Annotated in this window: 19 protein-coding genes; 6 read left to right on the top strand and 13 right to left on the bottom strand. The window is 68.8% G+C overall.

The genetic code is table 11. The features are described 5' to 3' along the window. Nucleotides 1–113 precede the first annotated feature (113 nt). Complete coding sequence (pta, locus tag ACAD63_RS25040) at nt 114–1148, top strand: phosphate acetyltransferase (RefSeq protein ID WP_434034512.1); 1035 nt, start codon at nt 114–116, stop codon at nt 1146–1148. Next, complete coding sequence (locus ACAD63_RS25035) at nt 1145–1915, top strand: sulfite exporter TauE/SafE family protein (RefSeq protein WP_135702957.1); 771 nt, start codon at nt 1145–1147, stop codon at nt 1913–1915. Before pta ends, ACAD63_RS25035 begins: the two co-directional genes overlap by 4 nt. Before the next feature lie 28 nt (nt 1916–1943). Here ACAD63_RS25035 and ACAD63_RS25030 read toward each other — a convergent pair whose 3' ends face one another. The 10 genes from ACAD63_RS25030 to ACAD63_RS24985 form a co-directional block, all read right to left on the bottom strand. Further along, a complete protein-coding gene (locus ACAD63_RS25030; protein ID WP_133094322.1) occupies nt 1944–3248 on the bottom strand; it encodes an MFS transporter in 1305 nt (434 codons plus the stop codon). A gap of 56 nt (nt 3249–3304) precedes the next feature. Beyond that, nucleotides 3305–4798, bottom strand: coding sequence for an amidase (locus ACAD63_RS25025; protein ID WP_195427065.1), 1494 nt, complete (start codon nt 4796–4798; stop codon nt 3305–3307). 248 nt (nt 4799–5046) lie between these two features. Next, entirely contained in the window at nt 5047–5223 is a 177-nt protein-coding gene (locus ACAD63_RS25020) for a hypothetical protein (RefSeq protein WP_165971459.1), read from the bottom strand. A gap of 172 nt (nt 5224–5395) precedes the next feature. Next, the gene (locus ACAD63_RS25015; protein ID WP_135702959.1) at nt 5396–6103 is read right to left on the bottom strand and encodes a GntR family transcriptional regulator; all 708 of its coding nucleotides are present in this window, start codon (nt 6101–6103) and stop codon (nt 5396–5398) included. 70 nt (nt 6104–6173) lie between these two features. Next, nucleotides 6174–7175, bottom strand: a complete 1002-nt coding sequence (locus ACAD63_RS25010; protein WP_133094319.1) for a 2Fe-2S iron-sulfur cluster-binding protein — start codon at nt 7173–7175, stop codon at nt 6174–6176. A gap of 27 nt (nt 7176–7202) precedes the next feature. Further along, the gene (locus ACAD63_RS25005) at nt 7203–7682 is read right to left on the bottom strand and encodes a GlcG/HbpS family heme-binding protein (protein ID WP_013953475.1); all 480 of its coding nucleotides are present in this window, start codon (nt 7680–7682) and stop codon (nt 7203–7205) included. Nucleotides 7683–7709: 27 nt separating this feature from the next. Then, complete coding sequence (locus ACAD63_RS25000) at nt 7710–9155, bottom strand: aldehyde dehydrogenase family protein (protein WP_434034511.1); 1446 nt, start codon at nt 9153–9155, stop codon at nt 7710–7712. 25 nt (nt 9156–9180) lie between these two features. Next, nucleotides 9181–9912: a TenA family transcriptional regulator gene (locus ACAD63_RS24995; protein WP_133094317.1), complete on the bottom strand. Its 732-nt coding sequence runs from the start codon at nt 9910–9912 to the stop codon at nt 9181–9183. 177 nt (nt 9913–10089) lie between these two features. Further along, nucleotides 10090–11022 carry an ornithine cyclodeaminase family protein gene (locus ACAD63_RS24990; protein ID WP_133094316.1) on the bottom strand — a complete coding sequence of 311 codons (933 nt, stop codon included), beginning with the start codon at nt 11020–11022 and terminating at the stop codon, nt 10090–10092. A 60-nt stretch (nt 11023–11082) separates the two neighbouring features. Then, nucleotides 11083–11838 carry a sulfite exporter TauE/SafE family protein gene (locus tag ACAD63_RS24985; protein WP_371703797.1) on the bottom strand — a complete coding sequence of 252 codons (756 nt, stop codon included), beginning with the start codon at nt 11836–11838 and terminating at the stop codon, nt 11083–11085. 372 nt (nt 11839–12210) lie between these two features. On the opposite strand from ACAD63_RS24985, the gene ACAD63_RS24980 reads away from it, so the two are divergent. Genes ACAD63_RS24980 through ACAD63_RS24965 form a run of 4 tightly spaced genes read left to right on the top strand, consistent with a single transcriptional unit; the run spans nt 12211 to nt 14802 of the window. Next, nucleotides 12211–13749, top strand: coding sequence for a hypothetical protein (locus ACAD63_RS24980; protein WP_434034510.1), 1539 nt, complete (start codon nt 12211–12213; stop codon nt 13747–13749). 53 nt (nt 13750–13802) lie between these two features. Then, nucleotides 13803–14138 carry a 2Fe-2S iron-sulfur cluster-binding protein gene (locus ACAD63_RS24975; RefSeq protein ID WP_135702961.1) on the top strand — a complete coding sequence of 112 codons (336 nt, stop codon included), beginning with the start codon at nt 13803–13805 and terminating at the stop codon, nt 14136–14138. Nucleotide 14139: 1 nt separating this feature from the next. Next, nucleotides 14140–14466, top strand: a complete 327-nt coding sequence (locus tag ACAD63_RS24970; RefSeq protein ID WP_195427061.1) for a ferredoxin — start codon at nt 14140–14142, stop codon at nt 14464–14466. Between the two features lie 33 nt (nt 14467–14499). Then, nucleotides 14500–14802, top strand: coding sequence for a 2Fe-2S iron-sulfur cluster-binding protein (locus ACAD63_RS24965; protein ID WP_133094312.1), 303 nt, complete (start codon nt 14500–14502; stop codon nt 14800–14802). Nucleotides 14803–14804: 2 nt separating this feature from the next. On the opposite strand, the gene ACAD63_RS24960 is transcribed toward ACAD63_RS24965, so the two are convergent. The 3 genes from ACAD63_RS24960 to ACAD63_RS24950 are packed head-to-tail and all read right to left on the bottom strand — an operon-like array spanning nt 14805 to nt 18443. Beyond that, a complete protein-coding gene (locus tag ACAD63_RS24960) occupies nt 14805–16526 on the bottom strand; it encodes a cobaltochelatase CobT-related protein (protein WP_434034509.1) in 1722 nt (573 codons plus the stop codon). After that, entirely contained in the window at nt 16523–17536 is a 1014-nt protein-coding gene (locus ACAD63_RS24955) for an AAA family ATPase (RefSeq protein ID WP_434034508.1), read from the bottom strand. Before ACAD63_RS24955 ends, ACAD63_RS24960 begins: the two co-directional genes overlap by 4 nt. A 58-nt stretch (nt 17537–17594) precedes the next feature. Beyond that, on the bottom strand, nt 17595–18443 hold the full coding sequence (locus ACAD63_RS24950; RefSeq protein WP_434034507.1) for an IclR family transcriptional regulator: 849 nt from the start codon (nt 18441–18443) through the stop codon (nt 17595–17597). Between the last annotated feature and the right edge of the window lie 174 nt (nt 18444–18617).

The following is an 18617-nucleotide window of genomic DNA, read 5'->3' as shown; positions in this document are numbered from 1 at the left end:
ACCCCTTTCTCTCGCGATGGGGTGCTCCCTCTCCCGCAAGCGGGAGAGGGGAGAACACCAAGGGCACAGCGCGCGGCGCTGGCCCTTTTTTCAGTTTCACCGAGCCAACCACCATGAAACCCATCCTCCGCATCATCGACCGCGCCCGCGCCGCCCCCCGCCGCATCGTGCTGTGCGAGGCCGAAGACCCGCGCATCCTGCAGGCCGCGCAGCGTGCCACGCAGGAAGGCATCGCCCGCATCGTGCTGGTCGGCAACCCGCGCCAGATCAACGCCGCCGCGGCCATCCACGGCATCGCGCTGGACGGCATCACGCTGGTCGATCCGGCCACCTCCGCGCTGACGCCCTCGTTCGCGCAACAGCTCTACGCCTTGCGCCAGAAGAAAGGCATGACGCTGGACGAAGCCAGGCGCGCGGTGCTGGACCCGCTGTGCTTCGCCAACCTGATGGTGCGCCTCGGCCATGCGGACGGGTCGGTCGCGGGGGCGGAACACACCACCGCCGACGTGGTGCGCAACGCGATCCAGCTGATCGGCCTGGCGCCCGGTTTCCGGCTGGTGTCGAGCTTTTTCCTGATGATGCTGTGCGAGCCCTTCCACACGCTCAAGGGCGGGCTGATCTTCTCTGACTGCGGGCTGGTGGTGAATCCCGATGCGGAAGAGCTGTCGGAGATCGCCATGGCCGCGGCCGACAGCGCGTGCGCACTGCTGAACGACGAGCCGCGCGTGGCGATGCTGTCGTTCTCCACCAGCGGCAGCGCGCACCACGCCGCCGTGGACAAGGTGGTGGCCGCGACCGAGCGCGTGCGCGCGCAGCGCCCCGGCCTGGCCATCGATGGCGACGTGCAGCTCGATGCCGCCATCGTCGCCGAGATCGCCGCGCGCAAGGTCGCGCACTCGCAGGTCAACGGCCGCGCCAACGTGCTGGTGTTCCCCAACCTGGAGTCCGGCAATATCGGCTACAAGCTGGCCGAGCGCGTCGGCGGCGCCAAGGCGATCGGGCCGATGCTGCAGGGACTGAACAAGCCGGCCAACGACCTGTCGCGCGGGTGCGGCGCGGACGATGTGTTCCATGTCATCGCCGTCACCGTGGTCCAGGCGCAGGCCACCGCGGCACAGGCCGGCAAAGGCGAACAGGCGGCGGCATGAAGGCGGAATTGTTGTTGCCGCTGCTGGGGCTGCAAGCCCTGCTCGGCGCGGGTACCTACTTCCAGACGGTGACCGGCTTCGGCCTGGGCATGATCGTGATGGGCGCCACCAGCGGGCTGGGGCTCGCGCCGGTGGCCACCGTCGCGGCCGTGGTCAGCCTGGTGACGCTGGCCAACAGCGCCTGCGCGCTGCCCGGCAAGCTGGAGCATATCGACTGGCGCGCCGTGGGCGCTGCCGCCATCGGCATCCTGCCGTCGGTGCTGGTGGGCGTGCTGGTACTGGAGTACCTGAGTTCCAGCGCCGCCACGCTGCTGCAACTGCTGCTGGGCGCGGTGATCCTGTACGGCGGCCTGAGCGCCGCGTTCAAGCCCGAACCGCTGCCGCAACGCTCAGGCGATGGCAGCTTCTTCGTCAGCGGCGTGTTCGGCGGGCTGCTGAGCGGCATGTTCGGCGTGTCCGGGCCGCCGCTGATCTTCCAGTTCTACCGGCAGCCGATGAAGCCGGTGGAGATCCGCTGCGCGCTGATCCTGGTATTTACCGTCACGTCCAGCGTGCGCACGTTGTTCTCGGCTTGGCAGGGCCAGCTCGATGGCGCGATCTGGCTGCAGGCGGCGCTGGGCGTGCCGGTGGTGGTAATCGCCACGCTGCTGGGGCGGCGCTTTCCGCCGCCGTTCTCGCCGACCACGACGCGGCGGGTTGCGTTTGGGGTGCTGATCGGGATCGGCGTCAGCCTGATGCTGCCTGCGATCTCGGCGTGGGTTCGATGAGGGCGCGGGCAGCGCCCTCCCGGCGCGTTCAGGCGACCGTGCCTGCGGGCTGCGCCAGCGGCGCGGCGTCTTCTTTCTCGCCGCTGCCGCCGGCCTGCCCGAGATCCATACCGGTCGTTTCCGGCAGCAACACGGCGGCAACCACTACCATCGCATAGCCAACCCCGGCGACAATCGCGATCGCGATCGGCAGCGAGGTGTGCCCCGAACTCAGCCACCCGACCGATAGCGGGAACAGCGAGCCGATCACACGGCCGGCGTTGTACGAGACGCCATATCCCGTCGCGCGGATATCGTTGGGATAGGACTCGGAGATGGTCGCGCCGATGCCGGCGAACACGCCCTGCATCAGCACCCCCAGCGGGAAGCCCAGGAACAGCATCGACGTGTTCGACACCGGGATCACCATGTAGACCAGCGCGGCCACGAACGCCCCCGCCGCAAACACGATGTAGGTCAGCCGCCGGCCCCAGCGGTCCGTGGCATAGGCTCCCGCCACGTATCCGACCAGTGAGCCGATGATGGTGACCGTCAGGTAGCTACTGGTGCCGAACACCGACAGCCCGCGCTCGGTCTTGAGGAAGGTCGGCAGCCACGTGGCAATGGCGTAGTACGCCCCCAGCATGCCGCCCGAAAGCAGGCTGCACAGCAGCGTCTTCGACAGCAGCGGCCCGCGGAACAGGCGGCCGAGCCCGGCCAGCGCGGAGCCTTGCCTGCCCGCCGCGCGGCTCTTCAGGAATATCTCCGGCTCCTCCAGGTTGCGGCGCAGGTAGATCACCACCAGTGCCGGCAGGATGCCGAGGAAGAAGCAGACGCGCCATGCCGTCTCCGCCGGCAGCACGCTGAAGGTGATCGCATACACGATCGCCGCCGCGCCCCAGCCGAAGGAATAGCTGCTCGCGGTAAAGCCCGAGTATTTGCCGCGGTGCGCGGGGTTGCGGATCATCTCCGTCACCAGCACCATGCACAGCGATGACTCGCCGCCGAAGCCCAGCCCCTGGATCATGCGGAACAGCATCAGTTGCTCCGGCGACTGCGCCAGCCCGCACAGGAAGCACGCGCCCGCGAACACGATGATGGTCCAGCGCAGCACGCGCACCCGCCCGTAGCGGTCGGCCAGGATGCCGGCGCCGATCGCGCCGACCAGCGACGACACCAGTGTCCACGTGACGATCGCGCCCGCCGTGGACTTGCTCATGCCCCACTGCCCCAGCAGCGTGGAGATGAGGAAGGAATAGATCATGAAGTCGAACACGTCGACGGCATGCCCCAGGAACGCGCCATAGAATCCCTTGCGCTCCATGCGCGACAAATCACGGAACCAATCGAACATGATTCCCTCCCCTGTGGTGGTGTGATGTGGTGTGGTTGGTGGTGGTGGTCCGCCGGTCAGGCCGCTGGCCGCGGCGGCGGCCGGCAGGCATGGCCCGCTTCCTCCAGCAGGCTGGCAAAACGCAAGGCGGTGAGATCCTGGTAGCGGCCGGCGACGATCTGCACGCCGACCGGCAGGCCGCTGGCGCCTGGCCCCATTGGTGCGATCGGTGTGATCGGCGCAACGGCCGAAGGCAGGCCGCACAGCCCGGAATGGCCGGCCCAGAACAGTTGCGTGGTCATCGGCTGCGGGCGGCCGTTGACGCTGATGGTCCGCTGCCAGGGCTCTCCGGCCTCGTCGATGGGAAATGCCGTGGTGGCCGCGGCCGGGCATAGCAGCACGTCGTAGCCGGTAAAGAAGCGGCGCCAGGCGGCGGCAAAGCGCTCGCGCGCGACCTGCAGGCGCAACCAGTCGCGGTGGCCCAGCGTCGCGCCGGTGTACTGCAGGGTTGCATAGCCATGGTCGCCCGCCGCGGCGGTGGCGCTGCGCGCCAGCGCATCGGCAAACGCGGCGTCGTCCATGTGCACAGAGGTGGTGGCGCGCAACAGCGTCACGTAGACATGCCAGAGCTCGCCGGCGTCGAAGTCCGGCCGCACATGCCAGTCGACGCGGGCGCCCTTGCCGGACAGCCAGTGACCCAGCTGTTCGATCTGCGTTGCAACCTCGGTGTCGGCTTCCGCCTGGGCATGGGTGGGCAGGACGGCAACGCGGAAATCCGCGAGCGTGCAGTGCGGGCATTCCGGCAACTGCAAGCGGTATGGCAATGCCTCGTCACCGGCCGGTCCGGCGATCGCGCGCAGCACCAGTTCCAGGTCGCGAGCGCTGCGGGCCAGCGGGCCGGCGACATTGATGTCCTGCTCGCCGAAACGCGCCGCGCCGGTGCCGTGGCCTGCCAGTGGCACCAGCCCGTGACTAGGCTTGAGCGAGAAGATGCCGCAGTAGTGCGCCGGGTTGCGCAGCGAGGAACCGATGTCGGAACCCACATCGAAGAACGACAAACCCGCGCACACCGCCGCCGCGCTACCGCCGGACGAGCCGCCCGGCGTGCGCGACGGATCGTGCGGATTGCGGGTCGTGCCATAGATGGCGTTGTAGCTCTGCCAGTCGCGCAGCCCGAGCGGGACGTTGGTCTTGCCGAGCAGGACCGCGCCGGCATCGCGCAGCCGTTGCACCACCACGGCATCCCGCTGGGCGACGTGCCCGCGCAAGGCGGGATTGCCGCAGGTGGTCGGCCAGCCGGCGACGTCGAACGATTCCTTGACCGAGAACGGCACGCCGTCGAGGACGCCGCGCGCCTGCCCGGCGCGGCGGCGCCGGTCGCTGTCGCGTGCCGCGGCGCGCGCGGCGCTGAAATCCGGCAGCACCAGCGCATTGATGACGCCGTGCCATCGCTGCCAGGCCGCCTCGCAGGCGTCGACAAGTTCCTCCGATGTAACCGTGCCGCCGGCGAGCCGTTGTGCCACCTCCCATAGCGGCGGAAAGCCGCCGGTCGTCCAGTCGGGCAGGTTCACATCGGCTCCTTGTCGTGATCCGCGCGGCTCGGCACGGGTGGGGGCATTATCAGGGGCTCAGGGACTGCTTGCGTTGGTATACTATATTCCGTTTTGCGCGCAGTGCAAGGCGAATGTGCGCGCGGGCACCACGGATGGCAAGCGCCAGGGGATGGACTATCGGGGGAAGTGCGGCACGCAGAACCCGTGCCAGAAGGGAAGCGACGGCCACGAGCGGCGCGATGCGCCGCCCGCTCACTCAGGCTGGATCAGCAATGGCCGCGCCGGGGCGCGCGGCCGCCCAGCGCCTGCAGGAAGCGGCCGATATCGCGCAGGCGCAGCGGCACCAGCGGCGAGGCATGGCGCACGGCGTCGCGCGCGGCAAGGTGGTGCAGCAGTTGCTGACCTACGGGTTGCGACAGATAGCGTTGCTCGGGCGACTGCATGGTAAATCCCAATTGACCTTGAATGACTACAGTATACACATTCTTGGTGCAGTGCGTCATGCGCGGGCATGCAACGCCTTGTTGCGGGGCATGCAACGGAAATAGCAATCGCCACTCGGATTGGGAAGATACCGGCCGGCAGCGGACGACAGCCAGGGGCCGCAGCCTTCGCTCAGGCCGCCTGCGCCGCGCCCTGCCCGCCCACCGGCAGGTCGGCCGCCTTGGCGGCGCTGTAGACATGGCGCGCGGCCAGCAGCGCGGCAAGGTCGGCGTCGCCGGCGATCACGGCCTGCAGGATCTGGGCGTGCTCGTCCCAGTTCTGGCGCGCGCGCACCACGTTGGCGGGGCCGAACAGCACGGCGGTGCGCTCGCGCAGCGAGCGCATCATTTCCTGCAGCACGCTGTTCGCGGCGATGGTGCCGAGCACCTCATGAAAGCGGGTATTGAGCGCCAGCAGTTCATCCGCGCGGCCCTGCGCGGCGGCCTCCATGCCCTGGCGCAGCACCGTTTCCAGTTCCGCCACCAGCGCCGGGTCGCGCCGCTGCGCGGCGAGCTTGGCGTTGAGGCCTTCCAGCGTGGCGCGCACCTCCACCATCTCGCGCGCGATCACCGGCGACAGGCTCGCCACCGTGGCGCCGCGGCGCGGCTCGATCAGCACCAGGCCCTCGCTGGCCAGCGCGCGCAGCGCCTCGCGCACGGGAATGCGCGATACGCCCAGTTCCGCCGACAGCTTGTTTTCCACCAGCCGCTCGCCCGGCGCGTACTTGCCGTTCAGGATGCCTTCGCGCACCTTGTCGGTGACAAGGGCAAACAGCGGCGAGTGGCTGGCACCGAGGCTCAGCGGCTCGGCGGGCGCGGCGGGAGACGGAGTGAGGGACATGGGTCGGCAGAGGCGTAGGCGGAAAGGCTGGCGTCATTGTATACCAGCCATCCTTGCATACCGTCATGTCTTAACAAAGGTGCTGGAAGGTAAAGCTGTCCGCATAGAGGTGGTCAGGACTGGCTCCGTGCGCCAGGAAAGCGGCACGGGCGTCACGGATCATGTCGGGCGAGCCGCACAGGTAGATGGCGTGCTCGCTCAGGTCGCCCAGGTCGGCCAGCGCCGCGTCGTGCACATAGCCGCGCCTGCCCTGCCAGTCCGTCCCGGCGCGCGACAGCACCGGGACGTACTGGAAGTCATAGAGCCGTTCGCCCCACGCGGGGATGGCGTCGTGCAGGTACAGGTCGTGCGGCTGGCGCATGCCCCAGTACAGCGACACCGGCGGGCAGTCGGGATCGCCCATCAGCGATTCCAGGATCGCCTTGATCGGCGCCAGCCCGGTGCCGGTGGCCACCATCAGCAGCGGCCGGTAGTCGCGGGACCGGTAGAAGAAGTTGCCGAGCGGCAGTTCGACGTCGATTGCATCGCCAGCCCGCATGCGCGGCAGGATGCCGTCGGTAAAGGCGCCGCCCGGAATGCGCCGCACGTGCAGGTCGACCCGCCCGTCCCGCGGCACCGACGCCATCGAAAAGCTGCGCGCGAGCCCGTCGGTACTCACCAGCTTCAGGTATTGGCCGGGGCGATAGTCCAGCGTGCCCGCGTCCGGCACCTCCAGTTCGACGTGCATGACGTCCGCCGACAGCGGGCGCACCGCCTGCACCACCGCGCGGTGCCGCGCGGGCTCGGCGCAGGCCTCGCCCTCACGTGCGGTGCCGATGACGAGGTCGGCCAGCGGCTGTGCCTGGCAAGCGAGCGCGTAACCGGCGGCAGCCTCGTCCGGCGCGAGGCCGAACGGCTCCTCGTCGTAGCGCACCTGCCCGTCGAACAGGCGGATGCGGCAGGTGCCGCAGCCGCCCAGCTGGCAGTCGTGCGGCAAGGCGATGCTGGCGCGCTGCGCGGCCTGCAGCAGCGTCTCGCCGCGCTCGACGAAAAAGACCTGCTGCGTATCGGCGATCTGGATGCGGTACGACATGGAACCTCCGCTAAGACGAACTTGTACTTACTTCTTGATATCGGCCTGCACCAGCACCTTCAGGTCCTGCGGCGCAAGCAGTTCGGCCAGCGCCTGCAGCGCGGCCAGCCCGGCCTGCGTGTCCTGCTCGCCGTTGCCGCCCGACAGGCCGATGCCGCCGATCACCTCGTCGTTGACCACGATCGGGAAGCCGCCGACGAACGCCGCGAACTTGCCTTCGAAGCTCCACTGGATGCCGAAGGCCTCGTTGCCAGGCAGCGCCGGCCCGTTCGGCGGCGTGGTGAACAGGTGGGTGGAGCGCTTGTGGCCCGCGGCGGTGAACGCCTTGTTCCACGCGATCTGCGGCCCGGTGATGCGGGCGCCGTCCATGCGTTCGAGCGCGAGCGGGTAGCCGCCCTCGTCGACCACGCAGATCGACTCCAGCACGCCGATTTCCTCCGAGCGCCGGATCGCGGCGGCAACCATGTGGCGCGCTTCGCGCAGTTCCAGCTTGATGGCTTTCTTCATCGGTAAGACTCCTTGCGACGGCCGGGCTCAGGCGCCCCGGTAGACCGTCTTGACCTGCGTATAGAATTCCAGCCCGGTGCGGCCCGACTCGCGGAAGGTCGAGGTGCTAGACCTCTTGACCCCGCCGAACGGCGCGTTGACCAGGTTGCCCGTGGTGGTGCGGTTGATCTTGACCGTGCCCGCCTCGATGTCGGTGGCGAAGTGGTGGATGTAGCGCGGGTTGCTGGTGACGATGGCCGCGGCCAGCCCGTACTCGGTATCGTTGGCCTTGGCGATGGCGTCGGCGTAGCCGGTAAATCCGATGATGGCGATCACAGGCCCGAAGATCTCCTCGCGCGCGATCCGCATCTGCTGCGTCACGTCGGTGAACACCGTCGGCGCGACGTAATAGCCCTTGTCGAGATCGCCGCCGGTCAGCCGCGTGCCGCCGCACAGCAGCGTCGCCTCGGACTTGCCGATGTCGATATAGCGCAGCACGGTCTCCAGTTGCCTGGCCGAGGCCAGCGGCCCGAGATCCATGCCCGGCGTCATGCCGCTGCCGACCTTGAGCGTTGCGACTTTCGCCAGCAGGCGCTCGGTGTATGCCGCCTTCACGGATTCGGCCACCAGCACGCGGCTGGTGCCGGTGCAGGCTTGCCCCGACAGCGAGAAGCCGCCCTTGATGGTCAGGTCGACGGCGCGATCCAGGTCGGCGTCTTCCATCACGATCAGCGGGTTCTTGCCGCCGAGTTCCATCTGCGTGCGCGTGGTCAGCGGCGCCGCGCGGTGGATCTGCTCGCCGGCGCGCGACGACCCGGTGAACGAGATCGCGCGCACCGCAGGCGCTTCGGTGATGGTTGCGCCGATCTCGGCGGCGCTGCCGGTGATGAAGTTCAGCACGCCCTTGGGCAGCCCGGCCTTGACCAGCGCCTCGGCCAGCCGGTAGCCCGACAGCGGCGCCTCGGACGACGGCTTGAACACCACCGTGTTGCCGGTCACCAGCGCCGGCGCGAGCTTGCGCGCGGGAATCGATACCGGGAAATTCCACGGCGCGATCACCGTCACCACGCCCAGCGGCTCGCGCTGGCTGTAGACGAGTTGGTCAGCGTCGTCGTTGGGAAACACCTCGCCGGTGAAGGTCTGCGCTTCCACGGCATAGAAGCGCAGTGTCTGGGCCGAGCGCAGCACCTCGTCGCGCGCCAGCGCCAGCGCCTTGCCTTCCTCGCGGGTCAGCTCGGCGGCGATGCTGTCGGCGTTGGCTTCAAGGTGCTCCGCCGCGCGGTTGAGGATGGCGGCGCGCTTGCCGACCGGGGTCTTTCTCCAGCCGGCAAAGGCTGCCGCCGCGGCCGCCACGGCCGCCTGCGCGTCGACCGCGGACGACGCCTGGAAGCGGCCCACGAGGTCGGCGGTGTCGGCCGGGTTGACGTTGTCGAAGGTGCGGCCCGACTGGCAGGCCGTCCATTCGCCGTCGATATGGTTCAGGAATACGGTCATCGTCGATCCCGTTGCGTGGCGGCGCTCAGGCTGCCATGTCGAGTTCGGGCAGCGGCAGTTCTTTCTCGACGTAGTCGTGATAGAGCGCGGTGGTGTACAGCAGCCGCATCTGCGCGCCGATCTCGCAGATCTTCAGGCAGCGCTGCTGCAGCTCCGGCGTGTTGGCGTGCTCCAGCACGATCTGGTAGCCGCGCTCGCCGTGGATCTCGTCCGAGACGATATGCAGGTCGAAGAACTCGACCTCTTCGTCGGTGAACTGGTACTTGTCGCGCAGCGTCGGGGTCTGCTTGCGGTAGATCGACGGCACCTGCGATTCCAGCCCCACCACCAGGCCGGCCACCGCCACGATCGGGTCTTCGCGCATGGCCACCGCATAGCACCAGCTCTGCAGGCCGCGCGTGGTGGGCGACATGTTGTCCGGGTCGGTCACGCGCTCGCGCGTGGTGCCGCAGGCTTCGGCAAAGCGGATCAGCAGGTCGGTGTGGCGGTCGCCGCCGATCTCTTCCTCGTACATGTTCGCGAGCAGGAAATCCTTGGCTTCGGTATAGCGGTCCGGCGTGCGGGCGTAGATGTAGCCCAGGTAGTCCGCGAACGGGCCGACGTAGTGGTAGTGGTTCTCGGCCCAGCGCGCGAGATGGGCGCGGGTCAGCTTGCCGCTGGCCCAGGCCACGCTGAACGGCGCCTTGTTGGCGCTCTTGCCTTTGATGGCTTCTTCGAGGGCGGCACGGAAATCTTCGCGGTTCATCAGTTCGGCCATGACGGGGGCTCCTGGTTGGCGATACGGGGCGATTCGGTGGGTTGGATGCCGGGGCCGGCTCGCATGGCGGATCGGCCTCGGCATGTTTGTATACTATATACAGTCAATCGGAGACGACAAGGGCTCTGTTGACTAATCACGTCGGTGTTTACCCGGCGCTGGAGCGAGCGACGGCGCTCAGGCGGCGCGGCGCTCTGCCCCGCCCGCGATGCGCGACCAGGCGAAACCAGCCAGCGCCACGTCTTCCAGCCCCACGCCGACCGACTTGTAGATCACGATGTCGTCGTCGCGCTGCCTTGGCGACGCCTTGCCGAGCACGACGTCCGCCAGTTCCACGATCTTGTCCGCCGGCAGCGCTTGCGGATCGGCCAGCACGATATCGCCGGCCTCGCGGGTCGATTGCGGCCGCCACTCCACCACGACCGCGGCGGCGCGGCGCAGCGCGGCGTCGTCCAGTTCGCGCGTATGCGGCAGGCTGGAGCCGATGGCGGCCACGAAGGCGCCCGGCCGGATCGACGTGCCGGCGAACAGCGGCGTGGTCGCGCGCGAGGCCGTGACAATGATGTCGGCCTCGGCCACCGCCGCATCGGGCTCGGCCAGCGCCACCGGGATGCCGCACAGCGCCGACAGGCGCTCGGGCATGCCGGCGTCCGCATGCGGATCGGACACCAGGATGCGTTCCAGCCCCAGCGTGGCGCCGAGCTGGCGCGCGTGCTGGGCGCCCTGCGTGCCGGCGCCGAACAAGGCCAGCGTGCGCGCGCCGGGACGGGCCAGCCGCTGCGCCGCCAGCGTGGTGCACGCCGCGGTGCGCAGGCGCGTGATGGCGCCGGCGTCGAACGAAGCCAGCGGCCGGCCGTCTTCGGTCGAGAAGATCAGGATGACAAAGGAAAACTGGCCGTTGATGGTGGTGTAGACCTTGGCCCCGGCCACGCCCTGCTGCGGAATCACCGCCCCCAGCGTGGACAGCTTGACGCCGCCGGCCTCGGTGCGGATGCGCTCCTGCATCGCGGCGTCGCCGCGCCCGAAGCTGGAAAACGCCGCCTCCATGACCTGCCGGGCATCTTCCGGGGTGACGTGGGCATCGATCATCGCGTCTGTGATGTGCTGCATGGAAACTCCGCTGGTTAGGTTGAGCTGGAAAAATTCGGAAGCGCCGCGGGCCCGGCGGCATCAGGCAAATGCCGCGCGGCCGAGCACGCCCAGCGCGCCGGCCGCGCACAGGCCCAGCAGCAGGCGGCGCACCGCAGTGGGAGACACCCGCCCGCGCAGCCGGTTGGACAGCGCGAAACCGGCCAGCAGGAACGGCGCCAGCACCAGCGCCAGCACCAGTTGCGGCAGGCCGAAGCGCCCGGCCAGCGCCAGCATGGCGAGCGACAGCACCGCCCCGCCGGACAGGATGCAGCCCATGGTCGCGCGCAACGGCGCGGGCGCCATGTGCTGCATGACGAGCGCGAACGGCGGCGCGCCGGCCGAGGTGATCGTCCCCATGAAGCCAGACAAGGTGCCCGCCACGACCACGTTGCGGGTGCTAGGCAGCAGGCGCCAGCCGAGCAGGCTCAGCGCCACGGCGGCGAGGATCGACAGCGAGAACAGCAGCGCCAGCGGACCCGGGGCCAGCCACGCGATGGTCAGCACCGCCGCGGCGCCGCCCAGCGCACGGCCGGCCAGTGCAAGGCCGGCGATGTTCCAGACGATGGCCTCGCGCTCGCGCAGGGCGCCCATCAGCGACAGGCAGCAGCCCATCGCCAGCAGCGGCCCCGGCACGAGGTCAGGGAAGAAGATCGCGCCCAGCGGCGCCGACAGCATGGCAAAGCCGATCCCGCCCACACCCTGCAGGCAGGCCCCCGCCAGGATGAGCAGTCCCATCGACAGGTAGGCCGGGACGGACAGGCCGGCGGGCAGCATCGCGAGCAACGGATCGGGCATGGCGGAAACGGTAGTGGCGGGAATAGCCGGACGGCCAGGCTGAGTGGGCGGATTGCCCGGGAACGGGCATGCGTCCTGCTCATCTGGCTCGATTGTCCCGCCGAAATCGATACATAACGGTATACAGTCTACATATTGAGGATGCGCCGGGCAACCGGCCCGCCGATGGGATGCACCAATGGGAGGACCTTGAAAGCGGGCGAATTCCCAATAAATGTGCGCCTTAGAGCGATCCGCACCATTCTCGCGTAAGCGTAAGTCCGGATGCGAAATCGCTTGGCGCGAAGACATTATGGAATATAGTATACCGAAACGGGTGCAGCGCAGCCCAGTGCATCCGCCCCACAAACCCTCCGCCCCCAGGGAGTCTTCATGTCACAACAAGTCGTGATCGGTGCCGCGCACTGGATCTATCTGTCAGGGGTAGCAGTCATCGTGCTGACGATGATCCTGCGCGCCAATGTTGTTGTCCCGTCGATCGTCGGCACCGCCCTGGTCGTCTTTGCGCTGACCGGCAGCCCGGTGTCGGCACTGGGCGGGGTGTTTTCCGCGAGCCTGGTTGCCGCCAAGGAGCTGTTCAATATCTTCCTGGTGATTGCATTCATGACGGCGCTGCTCAATGCGCTCAAGACGCTGCGCTCCGACATCCGCATGGTCGAGCCCTTCCGCGTGGTGATGAAGAACGGGCATTCGGCGTTCTTTATCCTGGCGGGCATCACCTACGTCATCTCGCTGTTCTTCTGGCCGACGCCGGCCGTGCCGCTGGTCTCGGCCATCCTGCTGCCCGCCGCGATCGCGGCGGGGCTGCCGCCGCTGGCGGGCGCGATGGCGATCGCCATTGCCGGTCAGGGCATGGCGTTGTCGTCGGACTATGTGATCGGCGTCGCGCCGGGCATCAGCGCCAAGGCCGCCGGTGCGGCGGTCAGCGCCGCGGTGGTGGCCGACCGCGCGCTGGCCCTGTCGATCATCACCGGCTGCATCGCGCTGTGCCTGGCGTACCTGTCGATGCGCAAGCACATCGTGCCGGCTTGCGGCACCCTGCTCGACCGCTGGCAGGCGCAGGCGGGCGGCACCGCCGAAGCGATCGACGGCGGCATCACCTTCGACAAGGCCGAGATCGCCAGGGGCACCGCCCACACCGAACCGCTTGCCACCGACAGCAATATCGAGGCAAGCCTGTCGATGGTGGCAAGGCGCCGGGTGAAGTGGTCGAAATGCTTTGCCATCGTGACGCCGGTTGCCTTCCTCGCGGTGGTCGCCGTGATGGTGCTGCCCAAGCTCGGCACCGGCGTGCAGGATCTGAAGGGCGGCGACGCGGCCGCGCTGATCGGCGGCGTCGCGGCGGTACTGATGATGCTGGCGACGCTGGCGGCCGAAGGCCCGCGCCGCATGCTCGACGTCTGCCCGGAGCACATCACCGACGGCTTCGTCTTCGCCTTCAAGGCGATGGGCTCGGTGCTGCCGATCGCCGGCTTCTTCTTCGTCGGCGCCGGCGAGACCGCCGCGCAGATCCTCGGCCTGCCGCCGGGCAAGGCGCCGAGCCTGCTGTTCGAGCTGATCCAGGCCTACCAGCACATGATCCCGGACAACCACGTGCTGGTCGCCTTCGGCGTGCTGCTGGTCGGCATGATCACCGGCATCGACGGCTCAGGTTTCGCGGGCCTGCCGCTGACCGGCACGCTGGCCGGCGCGCTGGGGCCGGTGGTCGGCTTCGACCCGGCCACGCTGGCGGCCGTGGGCCAGATGGGCGCGGTCTGGACCGGCGGCGGCACGCTGGTGGCGTGGTCGTCGCTGATCGCGGTGGCAGGCTTCGCCCGGGTGCCGGTGCTGGAAGCGGTGCGCGCGCTGCTGATCCCGGTGCTGATCGGGCTGGGCTGCTCCACCGTGGCGGCGATGGTGTTGTGGTCGTAGGCGCCCGCAAGCATCGCTACCGCTGTTTTTCCTGACTTTTCCCAGACCTGACGATGCCCAAAGTCACCTTCCACAAGCTCGGCGAGACCTTTGTCGACGAGGTCAAGCCCCAGACCAACCTGGTTGTCCGCGCCGGCATCCGGCAGTTCCCCTACCCCAACCTGCGCTACGAGTGCGGCATGGGCAAATGCTCCAAGTGCGCCTGCCGCGTGCTCGCCGGGGCCGAGCACCTGCCGCCGCCCAACTGGAAGGAAAAGAAGCAGCTCGGCGAACGGCTCGAGCAGGGTTACCGGCTAGCGTGCCAGCTCTGGATCGAGCATGACATCGAGCTGGCCCAGGACGACCTGCCGGCCCCCGCCGCCCTCGCCACGGCAAGCGCGGGAGCCTGACATGTTCGTGCTGCTCACCAGCCGCCCCGGCCAGTTCCGCACCGAGCCCACCGACGGCATGACCGCCGTCGAGGCATACGACTACGTGTTCTATGGCAAGCGCACTGCACGCTTCGTCATCGCCGAGCTGGCGGCCGATACAGCCGAAAGCAAGGTACGAGTGCAGGAGGAAGCCCCACCCGGCATCGTCAACCTGATATCGACCAAGTTCCTCGACAAGTACGCCACGCTGGAGGCCGCCCGCGCCGCGCTGCGCGAGCTGGCCAGCTTCGGCAGCATGGACATCGCCCTCGTGCCCACGCCGGTCGCCGTGGGCGGCCAGTCCTGAAGCCTCCCACACGCACGCTACGCATTCATCGCCATGATCCAGATCACCTTCCTCACCAACCACGGCAAGACGGTCAGCGCGCCGGTGAACAGCAACCTGCTGCGTGTGTCGCTGCGCGAGCGGGGCGGCATCCCGTTCAAGTGCGGCGGCGGCCTGTGCGGCACCTGCAAGTGCCGCATCGACAAAGGCCGCGAGCATACCGACGCGGTCAAGCCGAAGGAAAAGAAACTGCTGACGGAAGAAGAACTCGCAGGGGGCTTCCGGCTGGCTTGCCAGACGTTCATCGAGGGCGATATCGCGGTGTCGTGGCAGCCCAGGGAGGCAGTGCGCGCCTGAGTTCAGCGCCGCCGCGCGGCGATCAACCCCGCCACCTCGTCCAACATCGCCATGTCCACCGGCTGCGTCAGGTCCAGCGCCAGCGTGTGCCGGTAATACGGGCTGAGATCCAGCCCAACCCCCAGCCCCAGCACCTCCACATCACGCAACGCCTCATGCCGCGCCACGACGGCCTTGAGGTGGTTGTCGAGATAACACGCATCGTTGGCCAGCCCTGTGGCGGTGTCCATCGGGCTACCGTCGGACACCACCAGCAGGATGCGGCGCGCCTTGCCGGTGGCGTGCAGCCGGGCGCAGGCCCACTCCACCGCCTCGCCGTCCATGCCTTCGCGGAACAGGTCGGCCTTGAGCAAGGCGGTCATGTCGGTGCGCGCACGGCGCCAGCTGCGCGCGGCATCCTTGAACACCATGTGACAGGTTTCGTTGAGCCGGCCGGGGTGCGCCGGCCGGCCGCGCGCGAGCCAGTCGGCGCGGGCGCGCCCGCCGTTCCAGGCGTTGGTGGTGAAGCCCAGCACCTCCGTGGCCACGCCGGCCTGGTCGAGGGCACGCGCCAGCAGGTCGAGCAGCAAAGTCAGCGGCTCCGCCCGCGCCTTCATCGATCCCGAGCAATCCACCAGGAAGCCCACCACGCAATCGGCGTGCGCCTTGTGCGCTTCGCGGCGGAACAGGCGCCGTTCGGCGGGCGAGCTGACCAGTTGCGCCAGCCGGCGTCCGTCGATGCGGCCGCTTTCCTCGCCGAAGGACCAGCCATCAACGCGCGGCTGCGCCAGCGCGGCGCGCAGCTTGCGCGCGAGCCGCGCCACGTTGACGCCCGCGCGGGCGATGCGTGCGTCCAGACGCGTGCGGTACTCATCGAGCAAGGCGCGCCGCACCAGCGTGGCGGCGCGCACTTCGCGGTCGTAGCGCGTGGTGAAGATACGGTAGCCATCGGCTGCGTCGGCCAGCACGCGGCTGTGGCCGCTGTCGGCAAGCGCGAAGGCTTCAGCGGGCGGTTCGTCGAAATCGAGCCACAGCGCAAAGCCCGCGCGTGCCGATGAAACGGCGTTGTCGTCGTCCTCGCCGGCACGCGGCGCTTCGCTGCGGACCATGTCCCCGACGGCACGCGCCAGCGCCAGCGCATGTACGGCAAACGCGGACTGGTCGTGGCGCTGCGCGCGCAGGCCGGCCAGCGCCGTGCCCAGCACGGGAACGATGGCGGCGCGCGTGGCCTCGATCAGGTCTTCGGTCTCTTCCAGCACCGGCTCGCCGCTCAGGCGCGACCACGCCACCTGCGCCACCGTGTAGAGCAGGATGCCGAGATGGCCCTCGGTCAACCCCGAGCGATGGAACGCGCGCGACCACGCCATGAAGCCGTGCCGCAGGTTGGCTGCCACGCCGGCCATGCCGCGCGGCAGGTGGGTCTCGCAGCGCAGCTGCTCGAGCAGCTCGAAGAGCAGGCGCTCCACCGGATCGGCGGGGCAGAGGCTGCGGTGCAGCGCGGCATCGGAATGCGCCTGCCGCAGTGCCGCGCCGTCGGCGGCGCCGCGCAGGCAGGCAGCCGTGTCAGTGCCCGGATCGGTGCGCAGGTGCGGCGCATGCTGCGGCACCGGCCGCATCGCGCGCCAGAGCTGGCCGTCGCGGAAATGCAGCGCCGCATCGCCGGTCAGCGCGCGCACGGCGGCGCCGGAGAGTTCGTCCTGCCGCTGGCGCCGGCGCAGCTGCTGCGCTGCCGACGCCGTGGTCATCGCGCGGACTCCGACGCTGCCGCAACCGCGGCGGGCTCCCCGGGCAGTTGCCCGAAGCAGCGCTGGTAATACTCCGCCACCACCGGCCGCTCGGCCTCGTCGCACTTGTTCAGGAAGGTCAGCCGGAACGCCAGGCCCGGATCGCGGAAGATCTGGCAGTTCTCGGCCCAGCTGATCACGGTGCGCGGCGACATCAGCGCCGACAGGTCACCCGCCGCAAACCCGCGCCGCGTCAGCCCCGCCATGGCCACCATGGCGTCGACCAGCGCGCGGCCGGCATCGTTGTCCAGCTCGGGCACGCGCGCGAGCACGATGCCCGCCTCTTCCTCGTGCGGCAGGTAGTCCAGCGTGGCGACCACGTTCCAGCGGTCGATCTGCGCGTGGTTGAGCAGCTGGGTGCCGTGATAGAGCCCGTTGACGTTGCCGAGCCCCACGGTATTGGAGGTGGCGAACAGCCGGAACGACGGATGCGGCCGGATCACGCGGTTCTGGTCGAGCAGCGTGAATTTGCCATCGCGTTCCAGGATGCGCTGGATCACGAACATCACGTCGGGACGGCCCGCGTCGTATTCATCGAAGATCAGCGCCACCGGCCGCTGCAGCGCCCACGGCACGATGCCTTCCTGGAACTCGGTCACCTGGCGCCCCTCGCGCACGACGATGGCGTCCTTGCCGACCAGGTCGAGCCGGCTGATATGCCCGTCCAGGTTGACGCGCACGCACGGCCAGTTGAGCCGCGCCGCCACCTGCTCGATATGGGTGGACTTGCCGCTCCCATGCAGCCCCTGCACCATCACGCGCCGGTCGCGCATGAAGCCGGCCAGGATTGCCAGCGTCACCTCCGGGTGGAAGCGGTAGGCCGGGTCGATCTCCGGTACGTGGTCGTCGCGCAGGCTGAAGGCCGGCACCATCAGGCCGGAATCGATGCCGAACACCTCGCGCACCGGAATCATCCGGTCCGGCTTGCCATACTGCTCTTGCGTCACCTCATGCTCCTCATTGGTCGCCATGCCTGCTTTCACATCGGCACCGCGACCAGCGGAGCAACCCCGCGTGACGCCGTGCGCGCTATTCGTCCTCTTCGGCGCTTTCCGCGCCCTCCGCGCCGCCCTGCCAGCTGGTGGCGCTTTCAGCCTCGATTGCCGCCAGCGCGCTGGCCGCGCGCTGCAGCGCCGGCAGCAGCTGCACCACCTTGTCGCGCGCCACGCGCATCACCGGGGCCTGCAGCGCGAGCCCGAGGTTCGACTTGCCGCCGTCCACGGCCGGCACCAGCACGCCGATGCAGATAAGGCCGGGCAGGAACTCCTCGTCATCCAGCGCGTAGCCGTCGCGCTTCACGCGCTCCAGTTCCGCTTCCAGCTTTGCGTGGTCGGTCAGCGTGTTCTGCGTGTACCGCTCCAGCTCCGCATGCGCCAGCAGCCGCTGCCGCTGCGCCGGCGCCAGCTGCGCCAGGAACAGCTTGCCGGTGGCGGAGCAGTGCGCCGGCACGCGCGAACCCGGATGCAGGTAGAAGCGCAGCGGCGCCGCGGTTTCCACGCGGTCCAGGTACAGCACCTCGCCGCCCGAGAACGCGGTCAGGTTGCAGCTCTCGCCCACCTCTTCCACCAGCCGCCGCAGCACCATGTGGCGCGCGCCGTGCGAGGTGCTGTTGAGCAACAGGTTCTCCGCCAGCCGGCGCAGCCGCAGGCCGGTGCCGTATTGCCGCCCGTCGCCGTTGCGCTGGATCAGCCCCGCCGCCTCGAGCTGCTGCAGCATGCGGTGCAGCGTGGGCTTGGGCAGGCCGGTTTCTTCCACCAGCGCCTGCAGGTTGAAGGACTGGTCCTTCTCCGCGATGACTTCGAGCAGGCCGAACAAACGCAGTGCCGGCGTGTCTCCGTCGGGCCTGGCGTCACTTTTGGCGAGGCGCATATCGTTCATGCCTGGCTCCATCATAGGTAAGTTTCATTTTCAGAGTCAAATCATATCAATTATCGAAACTTCTGGTTGACCTTCCGCCGAGGAGGGCCTACATTCCGGTGAAACAATAAGTTTTCGGAACAACTGGTTCCGGATTTTTAAGTAGACACCGGAGACTAGTCGACATGGACGGAT

Origin of the sequence: Cupriavidus sp. a3 (assembly GCF_051015765.1) — a bacterium.
GTDB classification, from domain to species: Bacteria; Pseudomonadota; Gammaproteobacteria; order Burkholderiales; family Burkholderiaceae; genus Cupriavidus; species Cupriavidus oxalaticus_A.
Note: the sequence above shows the minus strand (reverse complement) of the source record. Positions and strands in the feature narration are given on the sequence as shown.

Coding starts and splice junctions, on each gene's coding strand:
- ACAD63_RS24985 (WP_371703797.1), bottom strand. CDS start 11,838: ATGCCCGATCCGTTGCTCGCGATGCTGCCCGCCGGCCTGTCCGTCCCG.
- ACAD63_RS25020 (WP_165971459.1), bottom strand. CDS start 5,223: ATGCAGTCGCCCGAGCAACGCTATCTGTCGCAACCCGTAGGTCAGCAA.
- ACAD63_RS25000 (WP_434034511.1), bottom strand. CDS start 9,155: ATGACCGTATTCCTGAACCATATCGACGGCGAATGGACGGCCTGCCAG.
- ACAD63_RS24990 (WP_133094316.1), bottom strand. CDS start 11,022: ATGCAGCACATCACAGACGCGATGATCGATGCCCACGTCACCCCGGAA.
- ACAD63_RS24955 (WP_434034508.1), bottom strand. CDS start 17,536: ATGGCGACCAATGAGGAGCATGAGGTGACGCAAGAGCAGTATGGCAAG.
- ACAD63_RS25030 (WP_133094322.1), bottom strand. CDS start 3,248: ATGTTCGATTGGTTCCGTGATTTGTCGCGCATGGAGCGCAAGGGATTC.
- ACAD63_RS25010 (WP_133094319.1), bottom strand. CDS start 7,175: ATGTCGTACCGCATCCAGATCGCCGATACGCAGCAGGTCTTTTTCGTC.
- ACAD63_RS24965 (WP_133094312.1), top strand. CDS start 14,500: ATGATCCAGATCACCTTCCTCACCAACCACGGCAAGACGGTCAGCGCG.
- ACAD63_RS24970 (WP_195427061.1), top strand. CDS start 14,140: ATGTTCGTGCTGCTCACCAGCCGCCCCGGCCAGTTCCGCACCGAGCCC.
- ACAD63_RS24980 (WP_434034510.1), top strand. CDS start 12,211: ATGTCACAACAAGTCGTGATCGGTGCCGCGCACTGGATCTATCTGTCA.
- ACAD63_RS25015 (WP_135702959.1), bottom strand. CDS start 6,103: ATGTCCCTCACTCCGTCTCCCGCCGCGCCCGCCGAGCCGCTGAGCCTC.
- ACAD63_RS24960 (WP_434034509.1), bottom strand. CDS start 16,526: ATGACCACGGCGTCGGCAGCGCAGCAGCTGCGCCGGCGCCAGCGGCAG.
- ACAD63_RS24995 (WP_133094317.1), bottom strand. CDS start 9,912: ATGGCCGAACTGATGAACCGCGAAGATTTCCGTGCCGCCCTCGAAGAA.
- ACAD63_RS25035 (WP_135702957.1), top strand. CDS start 1,145: ATGAAGGCGGAATTGTTGTTGCCGCTGCTGGGGCTGCAAGCCCTGCTC.
- ACAD63_RS24950 (WP_434034507.1), bottom strand. CDS start 18,443: ATGAACGATATGCGCCTCGCCAAAAGTGACGCCAGGCCCGACGGAGAC.
- ACAD63_RS25005 (WP_013953475.1), bottom strand. CDS start 7,682: ATGAAGAAAGCCATCAAGCTGGAACTGCGCGAAGCGCGCCACATGGTT.
- pta (WP_434034512.1), top strand. CDS start 114: ATGAAACCCATCCTCCGCATCATCGACCGCGCCCGCGCCGCCCCCCGC.
- ACAD63_RS24975 (WP_135702961.1), top strand. CDS start 13,803: ATGCCCAAAGTCACCTTCCACAAGCTCGGCGAGACCTTTGTCGACGAG.